Genomic DNA, 18093 nt, shown 5'->3' with positions numbered 1-18093 from the left:
ACCCGGCCGCCCACCAGGCCACACCACCACACCCGCCCCCCGACACCCCGTCATCCGCAAACAACGCAGGCCCAGCAAACCCAAGACAGCAAACAACAAAACGGGCCGCCGCTCACGCGACGGCCCGTTAGGGAACTCACCCCTGGTTAAAACACCAGCGCTTGGAAAGCTCCCCCCATAGCAACAGCCGAAAATGCGTTGTGGGACCCCGTCCCGCCGTGGCCTGATTGTCGCGTGCGCGAAGTGATCGCCCTGGTGAGTGCCCCGAGCGGGTTCGCCGGTGCCGTCGGCCCACTGCCGGTGGAAACGCCGTGGTGGAACCATGTCGAGCCGGTGAACGCCGCGCTGGAGGGCGTGCTCGGTGTGCCGTGCAGCGTCCTGCGTCTCGTCAGTACCACGGGCCGCGGTATGCGCGGCGGCGTCGTCACGTATCACGTGGAGGCCCACGGCGAGCCGGACCGGTCGCAGCTGCACCCCGGCGAACGCCCGAGCTGCGACGCCCCGAAACGCCTCCCGTGGGCGCGGCTCGGCGGCCCGGCCGAGCTGGTGGCCTGGGCCGACGAGCACGTCACGAGAACCGGGCCCGCCGTGCAGGTGCGCACCTGGAACCTGTCCAGCCTGCACCGCCTGCCGACCGCGGACGGCCCGGTGTGGCTGAAAGCGCTCCCGCCGTTCGCCTCCGACGAGGCCGCGTTGATCAAGACGGTCGCGGCGTGCGACCCCCCGCTCGTGCCCAGGGTGCTCGCCGACGCGCCCGGCCGGCTGCTGCTCAGCCACGTGCCGGGCGAAGACTGCTGGAACCTCACGCCCGAGGTGATCCGCGAGATCGTCCCGAGGTACGTGGCCGTGCAGGCGAAGCTGGCGGGCCCGAACCCCGGCGTCCAGCCGCGACCGGTGGCGATGCCGTCGTTCGGGTTGCCGGACACCCTCGTGCACGGCGACTTCTACCCCGGCAACTGGCGGTCGAGCGGCGTGGTCATCGACTGGGCGGACTCCACGTGGGGCCATCCGGCCTACGACGCCGCGCGCCTGATCGCGTTCACCGAGGATCCGTCGCTGCACCACCTGATCACCGAGGTGTGGTCGCACGCGTGGCGCACGCACTTCCCCGACAGCGAACCCGAACTGGCACTGCGCACCGCCCGTCCCGTGGCACACCTGCTGACCGCGGTGAAGTACCAGGAGTTCCTGGACAACATCGAGGACAGCGAACGGGTCTATCACGAAGGCGACCCGGCCGAGGAACTACGAACCGCTCAGTCGCTCGCCGGCTGAGGCCGCCGCGACACCCAACGCTCGAAGATCACGGTCGCCAGCGGCGGGATGCTCGCCAGCAGCGCGAGGAACGTCGTGCGCCGGTCCCAGCGCAACTCCTCGCGGACCATCAGCGCGACGAGCACGTAGCCGATGAAAACGACACCGTGGATCGGTCCGAAGACCTTCACGCCGATCTCGTTGTGCACGACCACGTACTTGAAGAACATGCCGACGAGCAGGCCCGCCCACGAGACGGCCTCGGCCAGGGCGAGGGCCCGGAAACGTCCAGCGGCTGTGGAGAACATGCACACCATTCTGGACAGTGACCGGGCTCACCCCGAACTCAGTCCTCCCAACGGAAAACGCGCGCGGCCACGAACCCGACCACGAGCGTGAACCCGATCAGTACCGACGCCGGCACGGCCAGTGCCTCCATTCCCTTGCCGCGCACCAGAACGTCGAGCATGCCGTCGTTCATGTGCCGCAACGGCAACAACTTCGAGACCGTCTGAACCCAGCCGGGCGCGTTCTCCACCGGGAAGAACGTGCCGGACAGGAACGCCATCGGCATGATCACGAGGTTCGCCGCGCCGGACGCGGCCTCCTCCGATTTGGCGAACGCGCCGACCAGCATGCCGACCGAGAAGAACGCGAGCGTGCCCAGCATCAGCAGCGGGATCGCGAGCCACCACTGGCCGTGCAGCTGCAGCCCGAACAACGGCGTCGAAGCGACCAGGACGAACACCACGCCCTGCAGCAAGGCGACGCCGATGCTCACCAGCAGCCGCGACGACAGCACGGTCGTCGGCGACACCGGTGCTAGACGAATGCGGCGCAGCACCTGCTTCTTGCGCCACGACACCAGAGTCAGCGCCGCGCCGAACACCGCGGAGATCGACACACCCCAGGACAGGATGCCGGGCGTCAGGAACTGGATCGGCTTCAGCGACGAGTCCTCGACCTTCTCGGAGGAGAGCTCGAACGCCGGCTGCTGCCCGGTGGCCATGACGTTCGCCTTGTCCACGAAGCCGTTCATGATGCCGTTGACGACCGCGGCCGCCTGCTGGTCGCTGGCGGCGAAGCGGAGATCGAGGCGAGAACCATGAACGATCAACGCCGCCGGCAGGTCACCGGCCTTCACGGTAGCGACGGCGGCCGACGAGTCAGTGAACTTCTGGATCTCGAAGATCCCGGACGACTCCATGGCCGTCACGATCGGGCCGTCGCCGACGACCGCGATCTTCTGCTTGTCCGCGCCCGCGTCGCGGAACAGCAGGCCGAAGATCACCAGGAACATCAGCGGGAACAGGAAGGTGAAGAACAACGACAGGCGGTCCCGGAAGAACCCCTTGAACATGGCCCCGGAAAGGGACTTGAACGCGGTCATGCTCGGTACTCCCGCCCGGTCAGCTGCAAGAAAACGTCTTCCAAGGTCGCCGTCCGCACCTGCAACCCGTCCAACGCACCGCGTTCGGCCAGCGTGGCCAGCACCTTCGCCGGCTGCCGCGTCGAGATCGACAGCGACACCTCGTTCTCGTGCGACTCGTCGACGCCGGGCAGGACCGAGGCGTCCTCGAGCGAGAGCGTTCCCTTCTGCAGGGTCACGTGGGTCGGCGCGTCCAGTCCGCGCACGAGCACCGCCGGCGCGTCCATCGCGAGGATCCGGCCGTGGTCCATGATCGCGACGCGGTCGCAGAGGATCTCGGCCTCGTCGAGGTAGTGCGTGGTGTACACGATCGTCTTGCCGCGCTTCTGGATCTCGCGCAGCACGTCCCACAGGTTGCGCCGTGCCTGCGGGTCCAGCGCCGCCGTCGGCTCGTCGAGGAAGACGATGTCCGGGTCGTGCACCAGCGCGCACGCGATGGACAACCGCTGGCGCTGCCCGCCGGACAGCTTGTTCTCCTGTTCGTTCGCCTTGTCCGTGAGGCCGACGAGCTCCAGGTACTCGGCCGCCTTGCCCGCGCTCACGCCGTACAGCGAGCCGAACGTCTGCAGCTGCTCCTTGGCCGTCAGCTTCTCGAAGAACGACGACGCCTGCAGTTGCACACCGATGCGCGGCAACAGTCGCTGGTTGCGCGGCCACGGCTGCTCGCCGAGCAGCCGCACGCTGCCCGAATCGGGACGGCGCAACCCCTCGACGATCTCCAGCGTGGTGGTCTTCCCGGCGCCGTTGGGTCCGAGGATGCCGAAGAACTCACCCTCAGCGACGGTGAACGAGACACCGTCGACCGCCTTGAGCTCGCCGTAGCTCTTGCGGATGTCATCGACCTCGACCGCAGTCATGGCGAAAACCTAGGGCAGCGGCAACCGATTCCAGAGGCGTAACGACGAAAGTCGCGCCAAAGTCAAAACGTTCGTGTGTTCTCGGTCAGTTACCGGCTGCTAACAGCCTCGGCGCGCCGTGCAGCCCGTTCAGGTCCGCCAACGCCGCCGCGAACTGCTCGAACCGGATCCGCGGCACGACGATCCGCAGGTCCTCCACCACGGCGCAGAGATAGGCGTGGTCCCGCGTGTCGACACGCGCCCCGCACGACCAGGCGCCCGTGTCGCCGGCGAACCGCAGGGCGATCGTGGCGGCCCGCAGCGTGGCCGTGGCGAGCGCGACGTCCTCCAGGACCAGGGTCTTGTCGCCGTCCGACGCGGCGCGCAGCAGCCCGCTGACGGCGAAGCGCACGCCCTGCAGCAGGGCCAGGAACAGCCGATGGCCCGCGGTCCAGCGGTCCTGCGGCAGGTGTTCGGAGCCGCGCGGCGGCGGGGTCGTGATCGCCAGGCCGGCGGGTGCGCGGCCGAGGATGTGGTCGAACAGCGCGGTGGGCGCCCACATCAGCGTGCGCCATTCCTCCTCGGGCAGCGAGGTGCCCATGCGGGCCACGTTCTCCAGTACGTCGAGGTAGGCGATCAGCAGGCTGGACAGGAACACCGCGCCGCGGTCCCCGCCCACCCGTGCGACGCCGACGAGCTGGTCGCTGGGCGCCTGGTCCTCCAGCGCGGGCGTCCACTCGATCACGTCGCTGCTCGCCAGCACGACGCGCGCCAGCCGCTGGTGCACCGCCGACGCGGACACGAGCGTGTCGTCGAGCCCCATCTGCACGAGCATGGACGCCGCCTGTGCCAGCACCTCTCGTCGTTGTGGGACGAGATCGGGGTGCAGCAGGCGGAACTGCGCTGTGGTGCTCATGCCGCCTCCTCCCCTGTTGCTGAACACACTGAGCCCTTGTGCCCGTGAAGTCATCAGGATGAACACCAGTGTTACGTCTCAACTGGACTGTTGGGTGACCCATGCCGCCAATTGGGCGCGCGACGATACATCCAGTGCAGTCTTGATGTTTCTGATATGGGATTCCACCGTGCGGTGCGAGATGTTGAGCCTCGCGGCTATCTGCACGTTGGTCATTCCCTGCGCGATCATCACCGCGACCGTGCGCTGCCGCGCGCTCAGCAACGGCTCGTCCTCGGGCTGCCACGACTCCTCGTCGAGCGCGTAGTCCACGGCCTGGGCGAGATCCATCGCGCAGCCCGACATCGACGAATGCTCGAACTCCTGTTCCGGCAACACCTCCCGCGCGAGCGCGACGGTTTCCTCGAACATCTCGCGCCAGTACGGCTCACGGGCACCATCGAGCCTCGTGTACGCGGCGTCGCCCGCGAACAGCAGGCGCAGACCGCGTTCGGCGCGTCCTCTTCGGACCTCGACCATGCCGATGCCCTCGACGCAGTCGACCAGCGCGCGCACCATCTCGGTGCCGATGCGCACGCCCTCCTCGAAATGAGACAGGGCGGCGTCCAGATCACCGGTCCGCAGGGCCGCGCAACCCGCGGTGTGCAGCGCGATCGTGAAGATGTCGGGCCGGGCGTGCTGGCGCAGCCGGGGCAGCACGCTGGAGATGAGATCCCGCGCTCCCGCGGTATCTCCCTGCGCCAGCAGGCACCACGCGAGGTTCTGCTTCGCGACGGCGACGCTCACGTCGTTGCCGTGGCGCAGCCCGTGTTCGACCGAGCGGCGCAGCGCGGCGATGCCCTCGTGGTGCTCGCCGCGCGCCACGCGCACGGTCGCCAGCGTGCGGTGCACACGGCAGAGGATCTGCTGCTGCCCGTTCGCCTCGGCGACGTCGATCGCCTTCTCCGCCCAGGCCAGCGCGTCGTCCAGCCGGCCCTCGTACATCGCGAGCAACGCCGCGTACTCCACGGCGAGCGCACGGACCCGGCTGCTCGGCGGAGCGGTCGCGAGCACGTCCATCATCGTCGCGCCGGCCTCGGTGACGTACCCCTGGTCGAACCGGACGCGCAGCATGATGGACGCGAGGGTCAGCCTGCGTTCGTCGGTGACGTCGTGCATGCGGGCGAACGCGTACGCCACGTTGTCGTACTCGTCGCGCTGCCAGCGGATCTGGTCCTCGGTGAGGATCGACGTCGTGGCATTGGGTTCGGCGATCTCGCACATCCAGCTGAGAATCCGCTCGGACGCCAGGGCTTCCTCGCCGTGCTCGCGCAGCCGTTCCAGCGCGTAGAGCCGCACCGACTCGAGCATGCCGAACCGCCCGTTGGCCTCGCGAGAGATCAGCGACTTCGCCTCGAGGTTGGTGAGCACGCCGAGCACGTCGCCGTCGAACACGACCTGCGCGGTGTCCAGCCCGAAACCGCCGGGCAGCAGCGAAAGCCGGCGGAACAACGACTGCTCGGGCGAGCTCAGCAGGTCGTAGCTCCACGCGATCGCGGCGCGCAGGCTGCGGTGCCGCGCCTCGGCGCCGCGGTGACCGATGTTCAGCAGGTCCAGCCTGCGGTCGAGATGGTGGCTGATCTCCTGTAACGACAGGGGCCGCACCAGCCGTGCGGCGAGTTCGATCGCCAGGGGCACCCCGTCCAGGCGCGCGCAGATCGACGCGATCAGGTCATGGTCGGCATCGGACGGCACGAACGTGGCTGCGCTCTCACGGGCCCGCTCCACGAACAGCCGTTCGGCCTCCGACCACGGCCGCCCTTCCACCGAAAGACCTTTCAGCGGATAGACAGCTTCACCGACCGCCCGCAGCGCCTCGCGGCTCGTGGTGAGCACCCGCACGCCGGGACATCGCGCCAGCAACTCGTCGACGAGCTCGCAGCACGCGTCGACCAGGTGCTCGCAGTTGTCGAGGATCAGCAACAGCTTTCGCCCGATCAACTCGGTGAGCAGCCGCGCGCGCAACGGGGTTCCCTGCTGCTCCGGAACGCCCGCGGCCTCCGCGACCGCCTGCACGACCTGCTGCGGCCTGGTCAGCCTGCCGATCTCGACGAGCCGGCCCTCGCCGCGCCGGAACTGCCGCGACAGCTCCATCGCCAGCCGCGTCTTGCCGACCCCCGCGGGCCCGAGCAGGGTGAGCAGCCGGTGCTTGCGCAGCAGCGGCACGAGATCCGCCAGCTCGGCGTCGCGGCCGACGAAGGCGTCCGGGTATTCGGGCAGATCCGGTTCGGACGGGGTGACGCTCATCCGTTGCCGGTAGGCGCGCTGACGACAGGCATTGGAGCAGTACCTCGACACGCGTGAGGTCGCGAGGCGAGGCGCCAATGCCGAGCCGCACGTCTCACAGATACCGGGACTGTCCATCACGCAAGAGGGTAACCGCGATTTACGCGTCTCGATTGGATTCTTTCGTGATTCATCACTCAAAGATCAACAAGTTCGACGTCGAGTGTGATCCCGCCTCGCAACTCCGCGAGATCCACCTGCGTTTTGTTACGTGACAGCCAACCGCCGCGCACGCGTTGCACATGCTGCAATTGGGTCGGATTTGCGGACTCGGCTTTCACTATTACGTCTCGACCGTTCTCCAGGTGGATCACGGCACGGGTGAATCGCGGCGCGTGCAGCACGAATTCCCCGGTACCGGGCACCACCGGGTACATCCCCAGCGCGCTGAACACGTACCAAGCCGACATCGTGCCGAGGTCGTCGTTGCCCGTGACGCCCTTCGGCCCGTTGACGAAAAGCGTTTGCGCGGCGCGCACGACAACTGACGTCTTCTCGGGTTTGCCGATGAGCGCGTACATCCAGGGCGCGTGCAGGTCCGGTTCGTTGTTCGGGTTGTACCGGAACTGGTTGTAGTAGTCGTACGGCCCGACCACCCATTTCTCCCGAGCGGTGCGCGCGGGATCGACGAGCAGGTCCGAGTAGGCGAAGAAGTCGTCGAGCCGCGCCTCGGCCGCGACCTTTCCACCGAGCGCGTCGATCAGGCCGGGGACGTCGTGCTGGACCAGCCATTGGTACTGCCACGCCGTGCCCTCGTGGAACCCCTCGGGTCCCTGCGGGGTGTAGGGCTTCAGCCATCCACCGCCGAGCAGCTTAGGCCGCGGGAAGCCGGCGAAGCCCCGGTCGGTGACCGTCGGGTCCCACAGCACGCGGTGGTTACGCCCGCGCTGCCGCAACTGTTCGGCGTCCTCCCGATGCCCCAGCTCGCCCGCCATGATCGCGAGCGTCGCGTCGCCGAGCGCGTACTCGAGCGTGGCGGACGCGCCGTGGTGCGGGTCGACGTCCTGCCCCTTCTTCCGGAACGCCTTGTCGTACTGGACGAAACCGTGCTGCAGGTAGTTCGGGTTGCCGGCCCGGCCCTGGAACGGCGACGACGCGGCGGGCATCCCGGTCGCGTTCTGCAGCAGGGCGCGGTACGCCTGCTCCTCGAACCCCTTGAGCGCGCCGAACCGCCACAGGTCGACCAGGAACGGCGTGACCGGGTCGCCGGTCATGCAGTTGGTCTCCTGGTTCGAGTACGCCCAGCGCGGCAGCCAGCCGCCCTGCTCGTGGATGGCGAGGATCGACCGCGCGATGTCACGGGCGCGCGTGGTGCGCAGCAACGCGATCAGCTGGTTGTGCGCGCGATAGGTGTCCCACAACGAGAAGAACTCGTAGTACGTCCAGCCGTCGGCGGTATGGATCTTGTTGTCGAACCCGCGGTAGCGCCCGTCGAGGTCGTTGCCCGTCAACGGTTGCAGCAACACGTGGTACAGCGCCGTGTAGAAGACCGCGCGGTCGTCCCAGTCGTCGGTCTCGATCTCGATGCACGCGAGCTCGTCGCGCCACGCGTCCTGCGCCAGCACGCGGATCTCGTCGAACGTCTTGTCCGTGGCCTCGGTGAGGTTGAGCGTCGCGCCGTCCGCGTCGACGTTCGACAGCGCGGTCATCGCGGTGACGGGGCCGGGGTCGAACGTGACCCACGCGCCGCGCAGTCCCGCACCTCCGGCCGACTCCCGCGTGTTCGGCGCCGAGCCACCGGACGACCACGTGCCGAACGCGTGGAACGGCCGGTCGAACCGCGTCGCGAAGTGGGTGATGTAGGGCTTTCCACCACAGAACGCTTGGGACTCAACGGTTCCGACGATCGTGCGGTCGCCGAGGATCTTGACGGAACTGGCCGAGACCGGCTCCTTCTCGTTGGCCTGTCCCACGTTCACCAGCAACGTGCCGTTGATGCCACTCGGGAACGTGTAGCGCTCGACGCCCGTCCGGGTGGTGGCGGTGCACTCGACGGTGATGTCGCGGTCCAGCCGCACCTTGTAGTAGCCGGGCTTGCCGATCTCGCCGTCGTGGGTGAACCGGGCACCGTAGCGGCGCTGGTCGAAGACGCCGGGCAGCGGTCCGTACATCGGCAGGATCGACACCAGGCCGCCCTGCTCCCAGCAGCCGGCCCCGGACAGGAAGAAGTGCCCGAAGCCGCGGATCACCTGGTCGTCGTAGCGAAAGCCCGCGTAATGAGATGTGATCGGGCTGGAGTGCGCCTTGCCGAACGGCATCGACGCGCCGGGGAAGGTGTTGCCCTCGTCCTGGGTGCCGATGAACGTGTTCACCGACTCGATCGCCTCTGGCGGTTGGGGCGCGGCCACGATCCCACGATAGCGGCCGCGCCCGCCGATCACTCAGTACCAGAGCTGGTTGGCCCCGCCATGCCAGGTCCACTGCACCGCGTCACCGCGGTCGGCCGTCGACCAGCCGTAGATCTCCAGCACCTTGCCGCTGTGCTTGTTGGTGAACCAGGCGTTGGTGCCGTTCGCGTTCCAGTACCAGCGCTGGTTGTTGCCACCGTGGCAGCCCCACTGGACCGCGTCGCCGTGGTCGGCGGTGGACCAGCCGTAGATCTCCAGGCACTTCTGGCTGTGCACGTTGACGATGTACCACGTGACACCGTCGCCGGACGGCCGGAAGTCCCACAGCTGGTTGTTGCCGCCATGACACGTCCACTGCACCGCGTCGCCCTGGTCGGCCGTCGACCAGCCGTAGATCTCCAGGCACTTCCCGCTGTTCCTGTTGCGAACCTGGTAGACCGCGTTGGGCTGCACCCCGTTCGCCGCCAGGTCCGCCGCGTCGAGCACCTTCGGCGCACCGGCGCTCGCCAGGCCGGGCGTCGCGACGAGCGACAACCCGGCCAGCGCGGCGAGCAGGATCCGCATACCGGTACGAATCATTGGTTTCCCCCTCAATTCGGGTAACGACGGAGGAAGCCTTGAAGAGAAGCCTTATGGAGCGCTGAGAATCCGCTGAGGGGGAGCGATCATGCGATTCCACGTGCTGGGGGAAGTTTCCGCGTGGGCCAACGATTCGCAAGTACGGCTGGGTGGGCCGCAGAACAGGGCGGTGCTGGCGATTTTGTTGCTGGAGGCCCGAAGACCCGTACCGGTACACCGCATCATCGACCTGTTGTGGAATTCCGCCCCACCCGCCAGCGCGCGCAACCGCGTGCAGGGACTGGTCGCGGACCTTCGCCGCGCGGGCATCTCAGTGGTCACGCGCGGCCAGAGCTACGTGGCCGACGTACCGCTCACCACCGTCGACCTGTTCGTCTTCCGGTCGCTGGCGGAGCAGGCCCGGTCCGCACCGCCCGCGGACGCCGTGATGCTGCTGAACGAGGCGCTGACGTGGTGTCACGGCGTGCCGCTCGCCGACGTCGAGCTGCCCGAGCTGCGCCACGCGTTGCAGGAGGAGACGTTGCACGCGCTGGAAACGCGCATCGAGCTGGAGCTGCGCCTCGGCCGGCACCGCTCGGTCGTGCCCGAGCTGGCGCGGCTGACGGGCGAGCACCCGGTGCGGGAGTCGTTGCACGGCCTGCTGATGCTGGCGCAGTACCGCAGCGGGCGGGCCGCCGACGCCCTGGAGACGTACCGCCGGCTGAGCCACCGCCTCGCCACCGAATACGGCATCAGCAGCGGCCCCGAGCTACGCCGCCTGCAGGGCGAAATCCTGCGCTCCTGACGCCGGAAGCGCCTCAGAACTGTCAGTCCCCTCGCTAGCCTGGATACGGGGGCAGCTCACAACCACCGCACCGCCGACACACCCCCAGCCGACCGTAGCGCCGGAGTCCGACAATCCCGGCTCCGCCGAGGGTGCACCGGGCTGAAAGGGCGGCTCGCGGGTGCTGAGTTGAGGACTCACGGCGTCTCAATTGGAGCGGTACGACCACCCGTTCACCCCATTGCCCGCCCGGACGCCCATGCAGGTCAATGGGCGCCATGCGCGTGCTCATCGCGGCGGTCGCCGCGCTTCTGCTCTTCACCCCCACAGCCAACGCGTTCCCCCCACCGGATCCCGGCATCGCCGCCGAGTGCACGGGTTCGGAGCTGACCGCCGACCCCGTTGGCGCCGACGGCTTCTACCGCTGCCTGGGCGCCGGGAAGGCCCGCTACGAACGCTGCCCAGGCGAACTGGTGTTCTCGGTAGGCGAAGGCGCCTGCGTCGGCCGGGACGTCTTCCCGCCCGAACTGGGCGACTGGGGCGTCACGGTCTCGGCGCCACGCGGCGTGTCCGTGCCGATCGGCGGCGGCCTGACGTTCCGCGTCACGGCGCACAACCTCGACGGCGTGGGCGATCTGGGCGCCGTGCGGGTGCGCGTGACGTGGCCGGACGGCCTGTCGTGGGGCGGCAGCCGCGACTGCCTGCGCCTGCCGGGCAAACGGACCGCCTACTGCTACCTGGGCGTGCAGCACGGAACGTCCGCCGACGTCCGGCTGACCGCCGACCCGGACCTGCTGGCGCTGGGCCCACTGACCGTGCGCGGCGAGGTGTACGGCAGCAGCCCGGTGGACACCAAGGCCGCCAACAACCTCTCGTCGGCCACCTGCCACGCCCTGACGGGCCTGATCGTGGCCTGCTGAGGTGTGCCGTTAAGGCCACCTTCACTGCGTCCAACGCAGTGAAGGTGGCCTTAACGGCAGTTCACAAGGGACCGGGAGCGGCCCTCCCGCCGCCGTCTTCGAGGGCCGCTCCCGGAGTCTCCTACCTGCGGGCGCCGCGGAAGATGTTGCCTTCCGTGGACAGGTAGTTGTCGCGGTAGTCGAACCGCTTGGCGTCACCGAAGATCAGCCAGTAGTACTTCAGCTGCTCCGACCACCAGTAGCCGGGACAGAAGTCGCCCTTGCGCTTCGGCGTCGTGGTGACGTCGGCGATGATCGTGTACCCGTACCGGGTCTTCGAAGAGCTCTTCATCTGCTGGTAGTGCGTGTAGGCACGGTTGCGGTACAGCTCGTCCCCGGTCTTGAGCCACAGCACGAACGCGGCGTCCGCGTACTCGGGCCGCAGCTGGTTGCCGACCGAGGTGGCGTTCAACGAGGGATACGAAATGCCCTCGGGCAGCACGCCGTACCGGTCCTGCACCGCGGTCCACGAGTCGTGGTACGCCCGGCCGCGCGCGACGTCGCCGCCCTCGGCCGCGAGACCCGCCCAGAACGACGCGAGCTCGCTCTGCGAACGGGAGGTGCGCCGACCGGTGAATGCGTCGACCTGCGCGAACCAGAGGCGGCCGTTCACGGTCTCGGCCTGCCGGCGGTTGATGCCCGCGATGAGCACGTCGTACCAGCGCTTGAGGTCGGTGTCGCCGAAGAGCCGGTAGCCGTCCCACAGGTACTCGTAGTACGAGTCCGCGGGCGGGCCGACGGTCGCCGTGCGGTTGCGCCACTCGCCGGTCTCCGCGTGCACGTCCCACGGCAACAGGTCCAAAGAGGACCGTTTGTCGAACGTCACGCGGAACGCCTTCTTGGCCGCGTTGTAGTACTTCGGGTCGCCGGTCCAGCGCGACAACACGCCGAACTCGGTGATGTAGGTGCCGGTCTCGGCCAGGTTCGTCTCCGGCGACGACACCGCACCCGTGCGCAGGTTCACGTAGCGGTACGGAATTCCGGTGGGCGACTTGGTGAACGCGACGAGCAGCCGGTCGCCGAGGTCGCGCGCCAGCGACAGCAGCTTCGGGTCGCCGCTCACGTGGTAGGCCGAGAGCAGGCCGCCGAGCATGCGGATGTTGGTCTCGAAGACCTGGAACGAGGCGTTGACGTCGAAGTTCAGGTTGTCGTGGACCCACTTGAGGCCCTGGGCGAACTCTTCGTCGAGCTCCATGAGCCACAACGTGTCGAGCGCCTCGACGACGGTGAGGCCCATCGGGTGGCCGTCGACGAAGAACTCCTCGTAACCGCCGGACACCGGCTTGATCTGGTCATGTCCGAACGCACGGTCCACATAGGACCGCCAGGACCACTGCGTCTCGCGCCGCACGTCCTCGGCGACGGCACGCCACCCACCGGGCGGCGGGGCGAACACAGCAGGCACATCAGCGGCCGTGACGCCGGAGCCTTCGGGAGGTGGAGCCGACGGAGAGGGCGGTGTGGCCCACGCGGTGCCGGTTACACCGGTCAGACCGGCCGCTCCGAGCAGTGACAGCAGGGTGCGCCGAGGCAGGTTCCTCATGGCTACTCCAGATGCAGGGTGACAACGCTGTCCGTGTTCGGATCCTTGCGCGCCGTGTCCCCGCCGCGTCAAGGGTTCTGTCCCGTTTTGGACACCCCGCAGGCAAAGGAACCAACGCTGTACCGGTTCCGAAGCTGTTGACAAGGGCTGATGAGACGGTGTGTGATTCCGCCACTATGACAACGTTGTCCCCAGGCGGTACCGCCGTCGGTCCGCGCAAGGTCCGCCGCGCGACGATGAACGACGTCGCGCGTCTCGCGGGCGTCAGCATCAAGACCGTGTCACGCGTGGTCAACGACGAACCGGGCGTGCATCCGTCGACGGCCGAGCGCGTGCTCGCCGCCATCGACCAGCTCGGCTTCCGGCGCAACCTCAGCGCGCGCAACCTGCGCCGCGGTTCGTCGACCGGCACCATCGGCCTCGTCCTGGAAGACGTCGGCAACCCGTTCTACTCCGGCGTGACGCGCGCTGTCGAGGAGATCGCCCGGTTGCGCGGACGTCAGGTGATCTCCGGGTCATCGGACGAGGACCCCGGCCGCGAGCGCGAGCTGGCCCTGGAGTTCTGCTCACGCCGCGTGGACGGGCTGCTGATCGTGCCCGCCGGGCTGCAGCACAGCTACCTGGTGCCGGAGATGCGCGCGGGCACGCCGGTCGTCTTCCTCGACCGCCCCGCCGGCGACGTCGTCGCGGACACCGTGCTGGTGGACAACATCGGCGGCACCGTGGAGGCGGTCACGCACCTCGCCGCGCACGGCCACCGCCGCATCGCGTTCCTCGGTGACGCGCCGGACATCTTCACCGCCAACGAGCGCCTGCGCGGCTACCGCGAGGGCTGTGTGCGGGCGGGCATCGGGTACCACGAGGAACTGGTGGTCATGGGCCCGCACGACGAGCGCACGGTCACCGCCGCGCTGCACCGCCTGCAGAACGGGCGCGAGCCCGCCACCGCCCTGGTGACCGGCAACAACCGGATCACCGTGCACGTGCTGCGCGCGCTCGCGGGGTCGGCGCAGCGCCCGGCGCTGGTCGGCTTCGACGACTTCGAGCTCGCCGACCTGCTGAGCCCGCCGGTCAGCGTCATCGCGCACGACGCGAGCGCGCTGGGCAAGGCGGCCACGGATCTGTTGTTCGCCCGACTGGACGGCGACAACTCACCACCGCGCCGCGTCGTGCTGCCGGTGCGTTTGGTGCCGAGAGGATCAGGGGAGGTCCGTGCGTGAACCGGCCTGTCGAATTACCGGCCAACCAGCCCAAGCAGTTCTACCGCGGTGGTGAGGCCATCGCGAAGCTGCGGGGTTTCGATGAGGCCACCGAGTTCGGCCCCGAGGACTGGGTAGCGTCGACCACCACGCTCTACGGCCGCGACCTGGCCGGGTTGTCGACGTTGCCCGACGGACGGCTGCTGCGCGACGCCGTGCGGGCCGACCCGGAGAGCTGGCTCGGCGCCGACCACGTCAAGATCTTCGGCGCGGACACGGCGTTGCTGGTCAAGCTGCTCGACGCCGGGCAGCGGCTGCCGGTGCACTGCCACCCGTCGAACGCCTTCGCGTCGAAGCACCTGAACTGCAGGCACGGCAAGACCGAGTCGTGGATCGTGGTGGGGACGCAGGGCGCGGACCCGACCGTCTACATCGGATTCCGCGATAACGTTTCGGCCGAGACCGTTGCCAACTGGGTGTCCACTCAGAACACTGCGGCGATGCTCGAAGCGCTCAACCCGGTGCGGGTCAAGGCAGGCGACACGGTTTTCGTGCCCGCCGGCCTGCCGCACGCCATCGGTGAGGGCGTGTTCATCGTCGAACTCCAGCAGCCGACCGACTTCTCGGTCACGCTGGAGTGGCAGGGCTTCCTGGCCAACGCGGACATCGGCCACCTCGGGCTCGGGTACGACACCGCGCTCGACTGCGTCGACCGCACCGGCTGGGGCGCGAACCTCGGTTCGCTCGTGCGGGAGACCGGCGGTATGACAACGTCGTCAGTCAACCTGTTCAGCGCCGACGCCGATCCGTTCTTCCAGGCGGACCGGCTGCACGTCGACGGCTCCTTCGGTCTCGAACCGTCGTTCGCCGTGCTCGTGGTGCTGGAGGGCAGCGGAACGCTCGGCTCGCTGCCGGTGCAGAAGGGCAGTACGGTCGTCGTGCCGCACGCGGCGGGCGAGACCGGACTGGTGGGAGACCTCGTGGCGATCCGATGCCGGCCGCCACTGCTGTCCAGTGTGGAGGGTTCTTCAAGTGAGTGAACCGTTGCTGGAGGCGCGCAATCTCGTCAAGCACTACGGCAGCGTCGAGGCGCTGCGCGGCGCGTCCTTCACGGCGTATCCCGGCGAAGTCGTGTCGCTCATCGGCGACAACGGCGCGGGCAAGTCGACCCTCGTGAAGTGTCTTTCCGGTGTGGAGCAACCGAACGACGGCGAGCTGTTGTTCGAGGGCGAGCCGGTGACGCTGTCGTCGCCGACCGACGCGCGCGACCTGGGCATCGAGACGGTGTTCCAGGACCTCGCGGTCGCACCGGACCTCGACCCGGCCGCGAACCTGTACCTGGGCCGGGAGCTGAAGAGGTCCGGGCCGCTGGGCTGGTTCGGCGTGCTGGACAAGAAGGAGATGCGCCGGCACGCCGCGGAGCACTTCCGCAACCTGGGCGTGTCGCTGCAGTCGATCGACGTCCCGATCGCGGCGTTGTCCGGCGGTCAGCGGCAGAGCGTGGCCGTGGCGCGGTCGGTGGCGTGGGCGTCGAAGCTCGTGTTCATGGACGAGCCGACGGCCGCACTCGGTGTGGTGCAACGGGAACGCGTGCTCGATGTGATCAAGCGCGTGCGGGACCAGGGCATCGCGGTCGTGCTGATCAGCCACAACATGCCCGAGGTGCTGTCGGTGTCCGACCGGATCGAGGTGCTGCGCCTGGGCAGGCGCGTGGCGCGCTTCAAGGGCCCGGACACGACCGTCGAGGAGCTCGTCGGCGCCATGACGGGCGCGCTTTCGCAGGAGGACGCGGCATGAGCACGACCGAGAAGACAACGTTGTCCACATCGGACGAGACGCCGTTGCTGAAGCGCCTGGCCGGTGCGAACGCCCTGTGGATCGGCGTCGTGCTGGTGCTGCTGATCGCGGTGTTCGGCGCGCTGCGCCCGGACGCGGTGTTCAACCAGGTGACATTCCAGACGACACTCGCCGAGACGTCCGTGCTGCTCGTGCTCGCGGTCGGCATGACGTACGTGATCATCACGTCCGGCATCGACCTGTCGGTCGGCTCGGTGCTGGTGTTCTCCGGTGTCGCGGCGGCGCAGACCATGAACGCGTTGTCCGACGGTGACGCGACCAAAGCGGGCTGGGATGTGGTCTTCGCCGGCCTGCTGGTGGCACTGGGTTCGGGTGCGGCGTGGGGCTTCCTGAACGGAACCCTCATCGCGCGGGCGAAGATCCCGCCGCTGATCGTGACGCTCGGCTCGTTCGGCGCGGCGACGGGCGCGGCCCTGTTGCTGAACAACGGCTCGAACGTCGGCAACATCCCGGAGAACCTCACCGACACGGTGGGGTTCGGCACCTACCTCGGCATCCCGAACATGGTGCTGATCGCGGCCGCGGTGACCATCGTGGGCGCACTGGTGCTCAACACCACGCGGTTCGGCCGCTACACCTACGCGGTCGGCTCCAACGAGGAGGCGGCCCGCCGGGTCGGTATCTCGGTCACCGGCCACCTGACGCGGGTCTACCTCCTGGCCGGTGTCCTGTCCGGGCTCGCCGGGTTCATGGCACTGGCGTACTACCGCACGGCCTCGGTCACCGGCCACGAGACCGACAACCTGAACGCGATCGCGGCGACCGTCCTCGGCGGCACGAGCGTGTTCGGCGGCGTCGGTTCGATCGTCGGTTCGGTGTTCGGTGTGTTCATCCCTTCCGTGCTGTCGAAGGGTCTCGTTTTCGTCGAGGTCAACAAGTTCTGGCAGCCGATCGCCATGGCGATCGTCCTGGTGGTCGCCGTCTGGTTCGACCAGTCACGGCGTCGGGCGCGCAACCAACGTTAGGGAAAGGTGCTGGAATCAATGAAGATTCGCTCTGTCGCGGTGCTCGCCACCGCCGCACTGGTGCTGACCGCCTGTGGCGGTGGCGGCAAGATCGGTGACTCCGGTTCCACGAACGCCGCGACGAACAAGAAGATGGTGCTGATCCCGGGCATCCAGGCGGAGCCGTTCTACATCTCCATGCAGTGCGGCTTCGAGGAGGCGGCCAAGGCCGCCGGGTACCAGGTGGACACCCAGGCGCCCGCGAAGTTCGACGCACCGCAGCAGATCCCGATCGTCACCGGTGTGCTGGCCAACAAGCCGGCCGCCGTGCTGATCGCCCCGACCGACGACAAGGCGTTGGCGGGCCCGATGAAGCAGCTCAAGGACGCGGGCATCAAGGTCATCGAGGTCGACACCAAGCTGCAGGACGCCTCGATCGCCGCGTCCACGATCTCGTCGAACAACGAGCAGGGCGGCCAGCTGGCGGCGCAGACCATCAACAAGCTCGCGGCGGGCAAGTCCGGCTCGGTGCTGGTGCTCAACACCAAGGCCGGCACGTCCACGACCGACGCGCGCGCCAAGGGCTTCGAGGACGAGATCAAGAAGTACTCGAACCTGAAGTACCTGGGCCAGCAGTACACCGACAACGAGCCCGCGCAGGCCGCGTCGAAGCTCACCGCGACGCTGGCGGCCAACCCGGACCTGATCGGTGTGTTCGCGACCAACCTCAACACCGGTGAGGGTGCCGCGACCGGCCTCAAGAGCGCGGGCAAGACCGGTGCGGTGAACCTGGTCGGCTTCGACGCCTCGCCCAAGCAGGTCCAGGACCTCCAGGGCGGCGTGGTGCAGGCGCTCATCGCGCAGGACCCGGCCACCATCGGCAAGCAGGGCGTCGAGCAGGCCATCGCGGCCATCGACGGCAAGGAAGTGAAGCGCAACATCGAGACCAACCTGGTCGCGATCACGAAGGACGACGCCGCGCAGAACGAGAAGTACTTCTACAAGCAGAAGTGCTGACGCGAACGTAAGACACAGGGGGCCGGACGGTAAGACTCGCGCGAGTCTTACGCTCCGGCCCCTCGTGTCTTACGTTCGCGCCCCCCGTTCGGCGTAAGCCAAGAGTCGGTCCCGCCCTCCGCCT

16 protein-coding genes are annotated in these 18093 nt (G+C 68.4%); 8 read left to right on the top strand and 8 right to left on the bottom strand.

Annotation, left to right across the window (positions count from 1 at the left end; all coding sequences use genetic code 11):
- Window positions 1–234: 234 nt before the first annotated feature.
- Window positions 235–1275 carry a phosphotransferase gene (locus tag QSK35_RS12055; RefSeq protein WP_285745281.1) on the top strand — a complete coding sequence of 347 codons (1041 nt, stop codon included), beginning with the start codon at window positions 235–237 and terminating at the stop codon, window positions 1273–1275.
- Here the strand turns inward: QSK35_RS12055 and QSK35_RS12050 are convergent.
- From QSK35_RS12050 to QSK35_RS12020, 7 genes are all read right to left on the bottom strand, one after another.
- Window positions 1257–1562: a DUF3817 domain-containing protein gene (locus tag QSK35_RS12050; RefSeq protein ID WP_285745280.1), complete on the bottom strand. Its 306-nt coding sequence runs from the start codon at window positions 1560–1562 to the stop codon at window positions 1257–1259. The genes QSK35_RS12055 and QSK35_RS12050 overlap by 19 nt on opposite strands.
- 38 nt (window positions 1563–1600) lie before the next feature.
- The gene (locus tag QSK35_RS12045; RefSeq protein ID WP_285745278.1) at window positions 1601–2644 is read right to left on the bottom strand and encodes an ABC transporter permease; all 1044 of its coding nucleotides are present in this window, start codon (window positions 2642–2644) and stop codon (window positions 1601–1603) included.
- Complete coding sequence (locus QSK35_RS12040; RefSeq protein WP_285745276.1) at window positions 2641–3540, bottom strand: ABC transporter ATP-binding protein; 900 nt, start codon at window positions 3538–3540, stop codon at window positions 2641–2643. The genes QSK35_RS12045 and QSK35_RS12040 overlap by 4 nt, the downstream gene beginning before the upstream one ends.
- A gap of 85 nt (window positions 3541–3625) precedes the next feature.
- Entirely contained in the window at window positions 3626–4435 is an 810-nt protein-coding gene (locus QSK35_RS12035) for a 3-methyl-L-tyrosine peroxygenase-related protein (RefSeq protein WP_285745274.1), read from the bottom strand.
- Between the two features lie 78 nt (window positions 4436–4513).
- Window positions 4514–6838, bottom strand: coding sequence for a helix-turn-helix transcriptional regulator (locus tag QSK35_RS12030; protein WP_285745272.1), 2325 nt, complete (start codon window positions 6836–6838; stop codon window positions 4514–4516).
- Window positions 6839–6897: 59 nt separating this feature from the next.
- Window positions 6898–9141, bottom strand: coding sequence for a GH92 family glycosyl hydrolase (locus tag QSK35_RS12025; protein ID WP_502881640.1), 2244 nt, complete (start codon window positions 9139–9141; stop codon window positions 6898–6900).
- Window positions 9142–9687, bottom strand: a complete 546-nt coding sequence (locus QSK35_RS12020; RefSeq protein ID WP_285745268.1) for an RICIN domain-containing protein — start codon at window positions 9685–9687, stop codon at window positions 9142–9144.
- Between the two features lie 88 nt (window positions 9688–9775).
- Here QSK35_RS12020 and QSK35_RS12015 point away from each other — a divergent pair, with 88 nt between their 5' ends.
- Together QSK35_RS12015 and QSK35_RS12010 are read left to right on the top strand one after the other, a co-directional pair.
- Window positions 9776–10471: an AfsR/SARP family transcriptional regulator gene (locus QSK35_RS12015; RefSeq protein ID WP_285745266.1), complete on the top strand. Its 696-nt coding sequence runs from the start codon at window positions 9776–9778 to the stop codon at window positions 10469–10471.
- Window positions 10472–10728: 257 nt separating this feature from the next.
- Window positions 10729–11370 (top strand): hypothetical protein, encoded by a 642-nt coding sequence (locus tag QSK35_RS12010; protein ID WP_285745265.1) that lies wholly within the window; start codon window positions 10729–10731, stop codon window positions 11368–11370.
- Window positions 11371–11491: 121 nt separating this feature from the next.
- Here the strand turns inward: QSK35_RS12010 and QSK35_RS12005 are convergent, their stop codons facing one another.
- Window positions 11492–12952 carry a glycoside hydrolase family 47 protein gene (locus QSK35_RS12005; protein WP_285745264.1) on the bottom strand — a complete coding sequence of 487 codons (1461 nt, stop codon included), beginning with the start codon at window positions 12950–12952 and terminating at the stop codon, window positions 11492–11494.
- A 236-nt stretch (window positions 12953–13188) separates the two neighbouring features.
- Between QSK35_RS12005 and QSK35_RS12000 the strand changes: the two genes are divergently transcribed.
- From QSK35_RS12000 to QSK35_RS11980, 5 genes are read left to right on the top strand one after another with little or no spacing between them, the layout of a single operon-like run.
- Window positions 13189–14172 (top strand): LacI family DNA-binding transcriptional regulator, encoded by a 984-nt coding sequence (locus QSK35_RS12000; RefSeq protein WP_285745307.1) that lies wholly within the window; start codon window positions 13189–13191, stop codon window positions 14170–14172.
- Window positions 14169–15191: a class I mannose-6-phosphate isomerase gene (locus QSK35_RS11995; RefSeq protein WP_285745262.1), complete on the top strand. Its 1023-nt coding sequence runs from the start codon at window positions 14169–14171 to the stop codon at window positions 15189–15191. Before QSK35_RS12000 ends, QSK35_RS11995 begins: the two co-directional genes overlap by 4 nt.
- On the top strand, window positions 15184–15948 hold the full coding sequence (locus QSK35_RS11990) for an ATP-binding cassette domain-containing protein (RefSeq protein WP_285745260.1): 765 nt from the start codon (window positions 15184–15186) through the stop codon (window positions 15946–15948). Before QSK35_RS11995 ends, QSK35_RS11990 begins: the two co-directional genes overlap by 8 nt.
- Entirely contained in the window at window positions 15945–16973 is a 1029-nt protein-coding gene (locus QSK35_RS11985) for an ABC transporter permease (RefSeq protein WP_285745259.1), read from the top strand. Before QSK35_RS11990 ends, QSK35_RS11985 begins: the two co-directional genes overlap by 4 nt.
- Window positions 16974–16991: 18 nt before the next feature.
- Window positions 16992–17969, top strand: a complete 978-nt coding sequence (locus QSK35_RS11980; protein ID WP_285745257.1) for an ABC transporter substrate-binding protein — start codon at window positions 16992–16994, stop codon at window positions 17967–17969.
- Window positions 17970–18093: the final 124 nt, after the last annotated feature.

The organism is Lentzea sp. NBRC 105346 (genome assembly GCF_030269605.1).
In the GTDB taxonomy this organism is placed as follows: domain Bacteria; phylum Actinomycetota; class Actinomycetes; order Mycobacteriales; family Pseudonocardiaceae; genus Lentzea.
Note: the sequence above shows the minus strand (reverse complement) of the source record. Positions and strands in the feature narration are given on the sequence as shown.

Excerpts from the sequence above, each read along its gene's own strand:
- QSK35_RS12035 (WP_285745274.1), bottom strand. The coding sequence starts at position 4,435 with ATGAGCACCACAGCGCAGTTCCGCCTGCTGCACCCCGATCTCGTCCCA.
- QSK35_RS12020 (WP_285745268.1), bottom strand. The coding sequence starts at position 9,687 with ATGATTCGTACCGGTATGCGGATCCTGCTCGCCGCGCTGGCCGGGTTG.
- QSK35_RS11980 (WP_285745257.1), top strand. The coding sequence starts at position 16,992 with ATGAAGATTCGCTCTGTCGCGGTGCTCGCCACCGCCGCACTGGTGCTG.
- QSK35_RS12005 (WP_285745264.1), bottom strand. The coding sequence starts at position 12,952 with ATGAGGAACCTGCCTCGGCGCACCCTGCTGTCACTGCTCGGAGCGGCC.
- QSK35_RS12050 (WP_285745280.1), bottom strand. The coding sequence starts at position 1,562 with ATGTTCTCCACAGCCGCTGGACGTTTCCGGGCCCTCGCCCTGGCCGAG.
- QSK35_RS12030 (WP_285745272.1), bottom strand. The coding sequence starts at position 6,838 with ATGGACAGTCCCGGTATCTGTGAGACGTGCGGCTCGGCATTGGCGCCT.
- QSK35_RS12015 (WP_285745266.1), top strand. The coding sequence starts at position 9,776 with ATGCGATTCCACGTGCTGGGGGAAGTTTCCGCGTGGGCCAACGATTCG.
- QSK35_RS12045 (WP_285745278.1), bottom strand. The coding sequence starts at position 2,644 with ATGACCGCGTTCAAGTCCCTTTCCGGGGCCATGTTCAAGGGGTTCTTC.
- QSK35_RS12040 (WP_285745276.1), bottom strand. The coding sequence starts at position 3,540 with ATGACTGCGGTCGAGGTCGATGACATCCGCAAGAGCTACGGCGAGCTC.
- QSK35_RS12010 (WP_285745265.1), top strand. The coding sequence starts at position 10,729 with ATGCGCGTGCTCATCGCGGCGGTCGCCGCGCTTCTGCTCTTCACCCCC.
- QSK35_RS11985 (WP_285745259.1), top strand. The coding sequence starts at position 15,945 with ATGAGCACGACCGAGAAGACAACGTTGTCCACATCGGACGAGACGCCG.
- QSK35_RS12000 (WP_285745307.1), top strand. The coding sequence starts at position 13,189 with ATGAACGACGTCGCGCGTCTCGCGGGCGTCAGCATCAAGACCGTGTCA.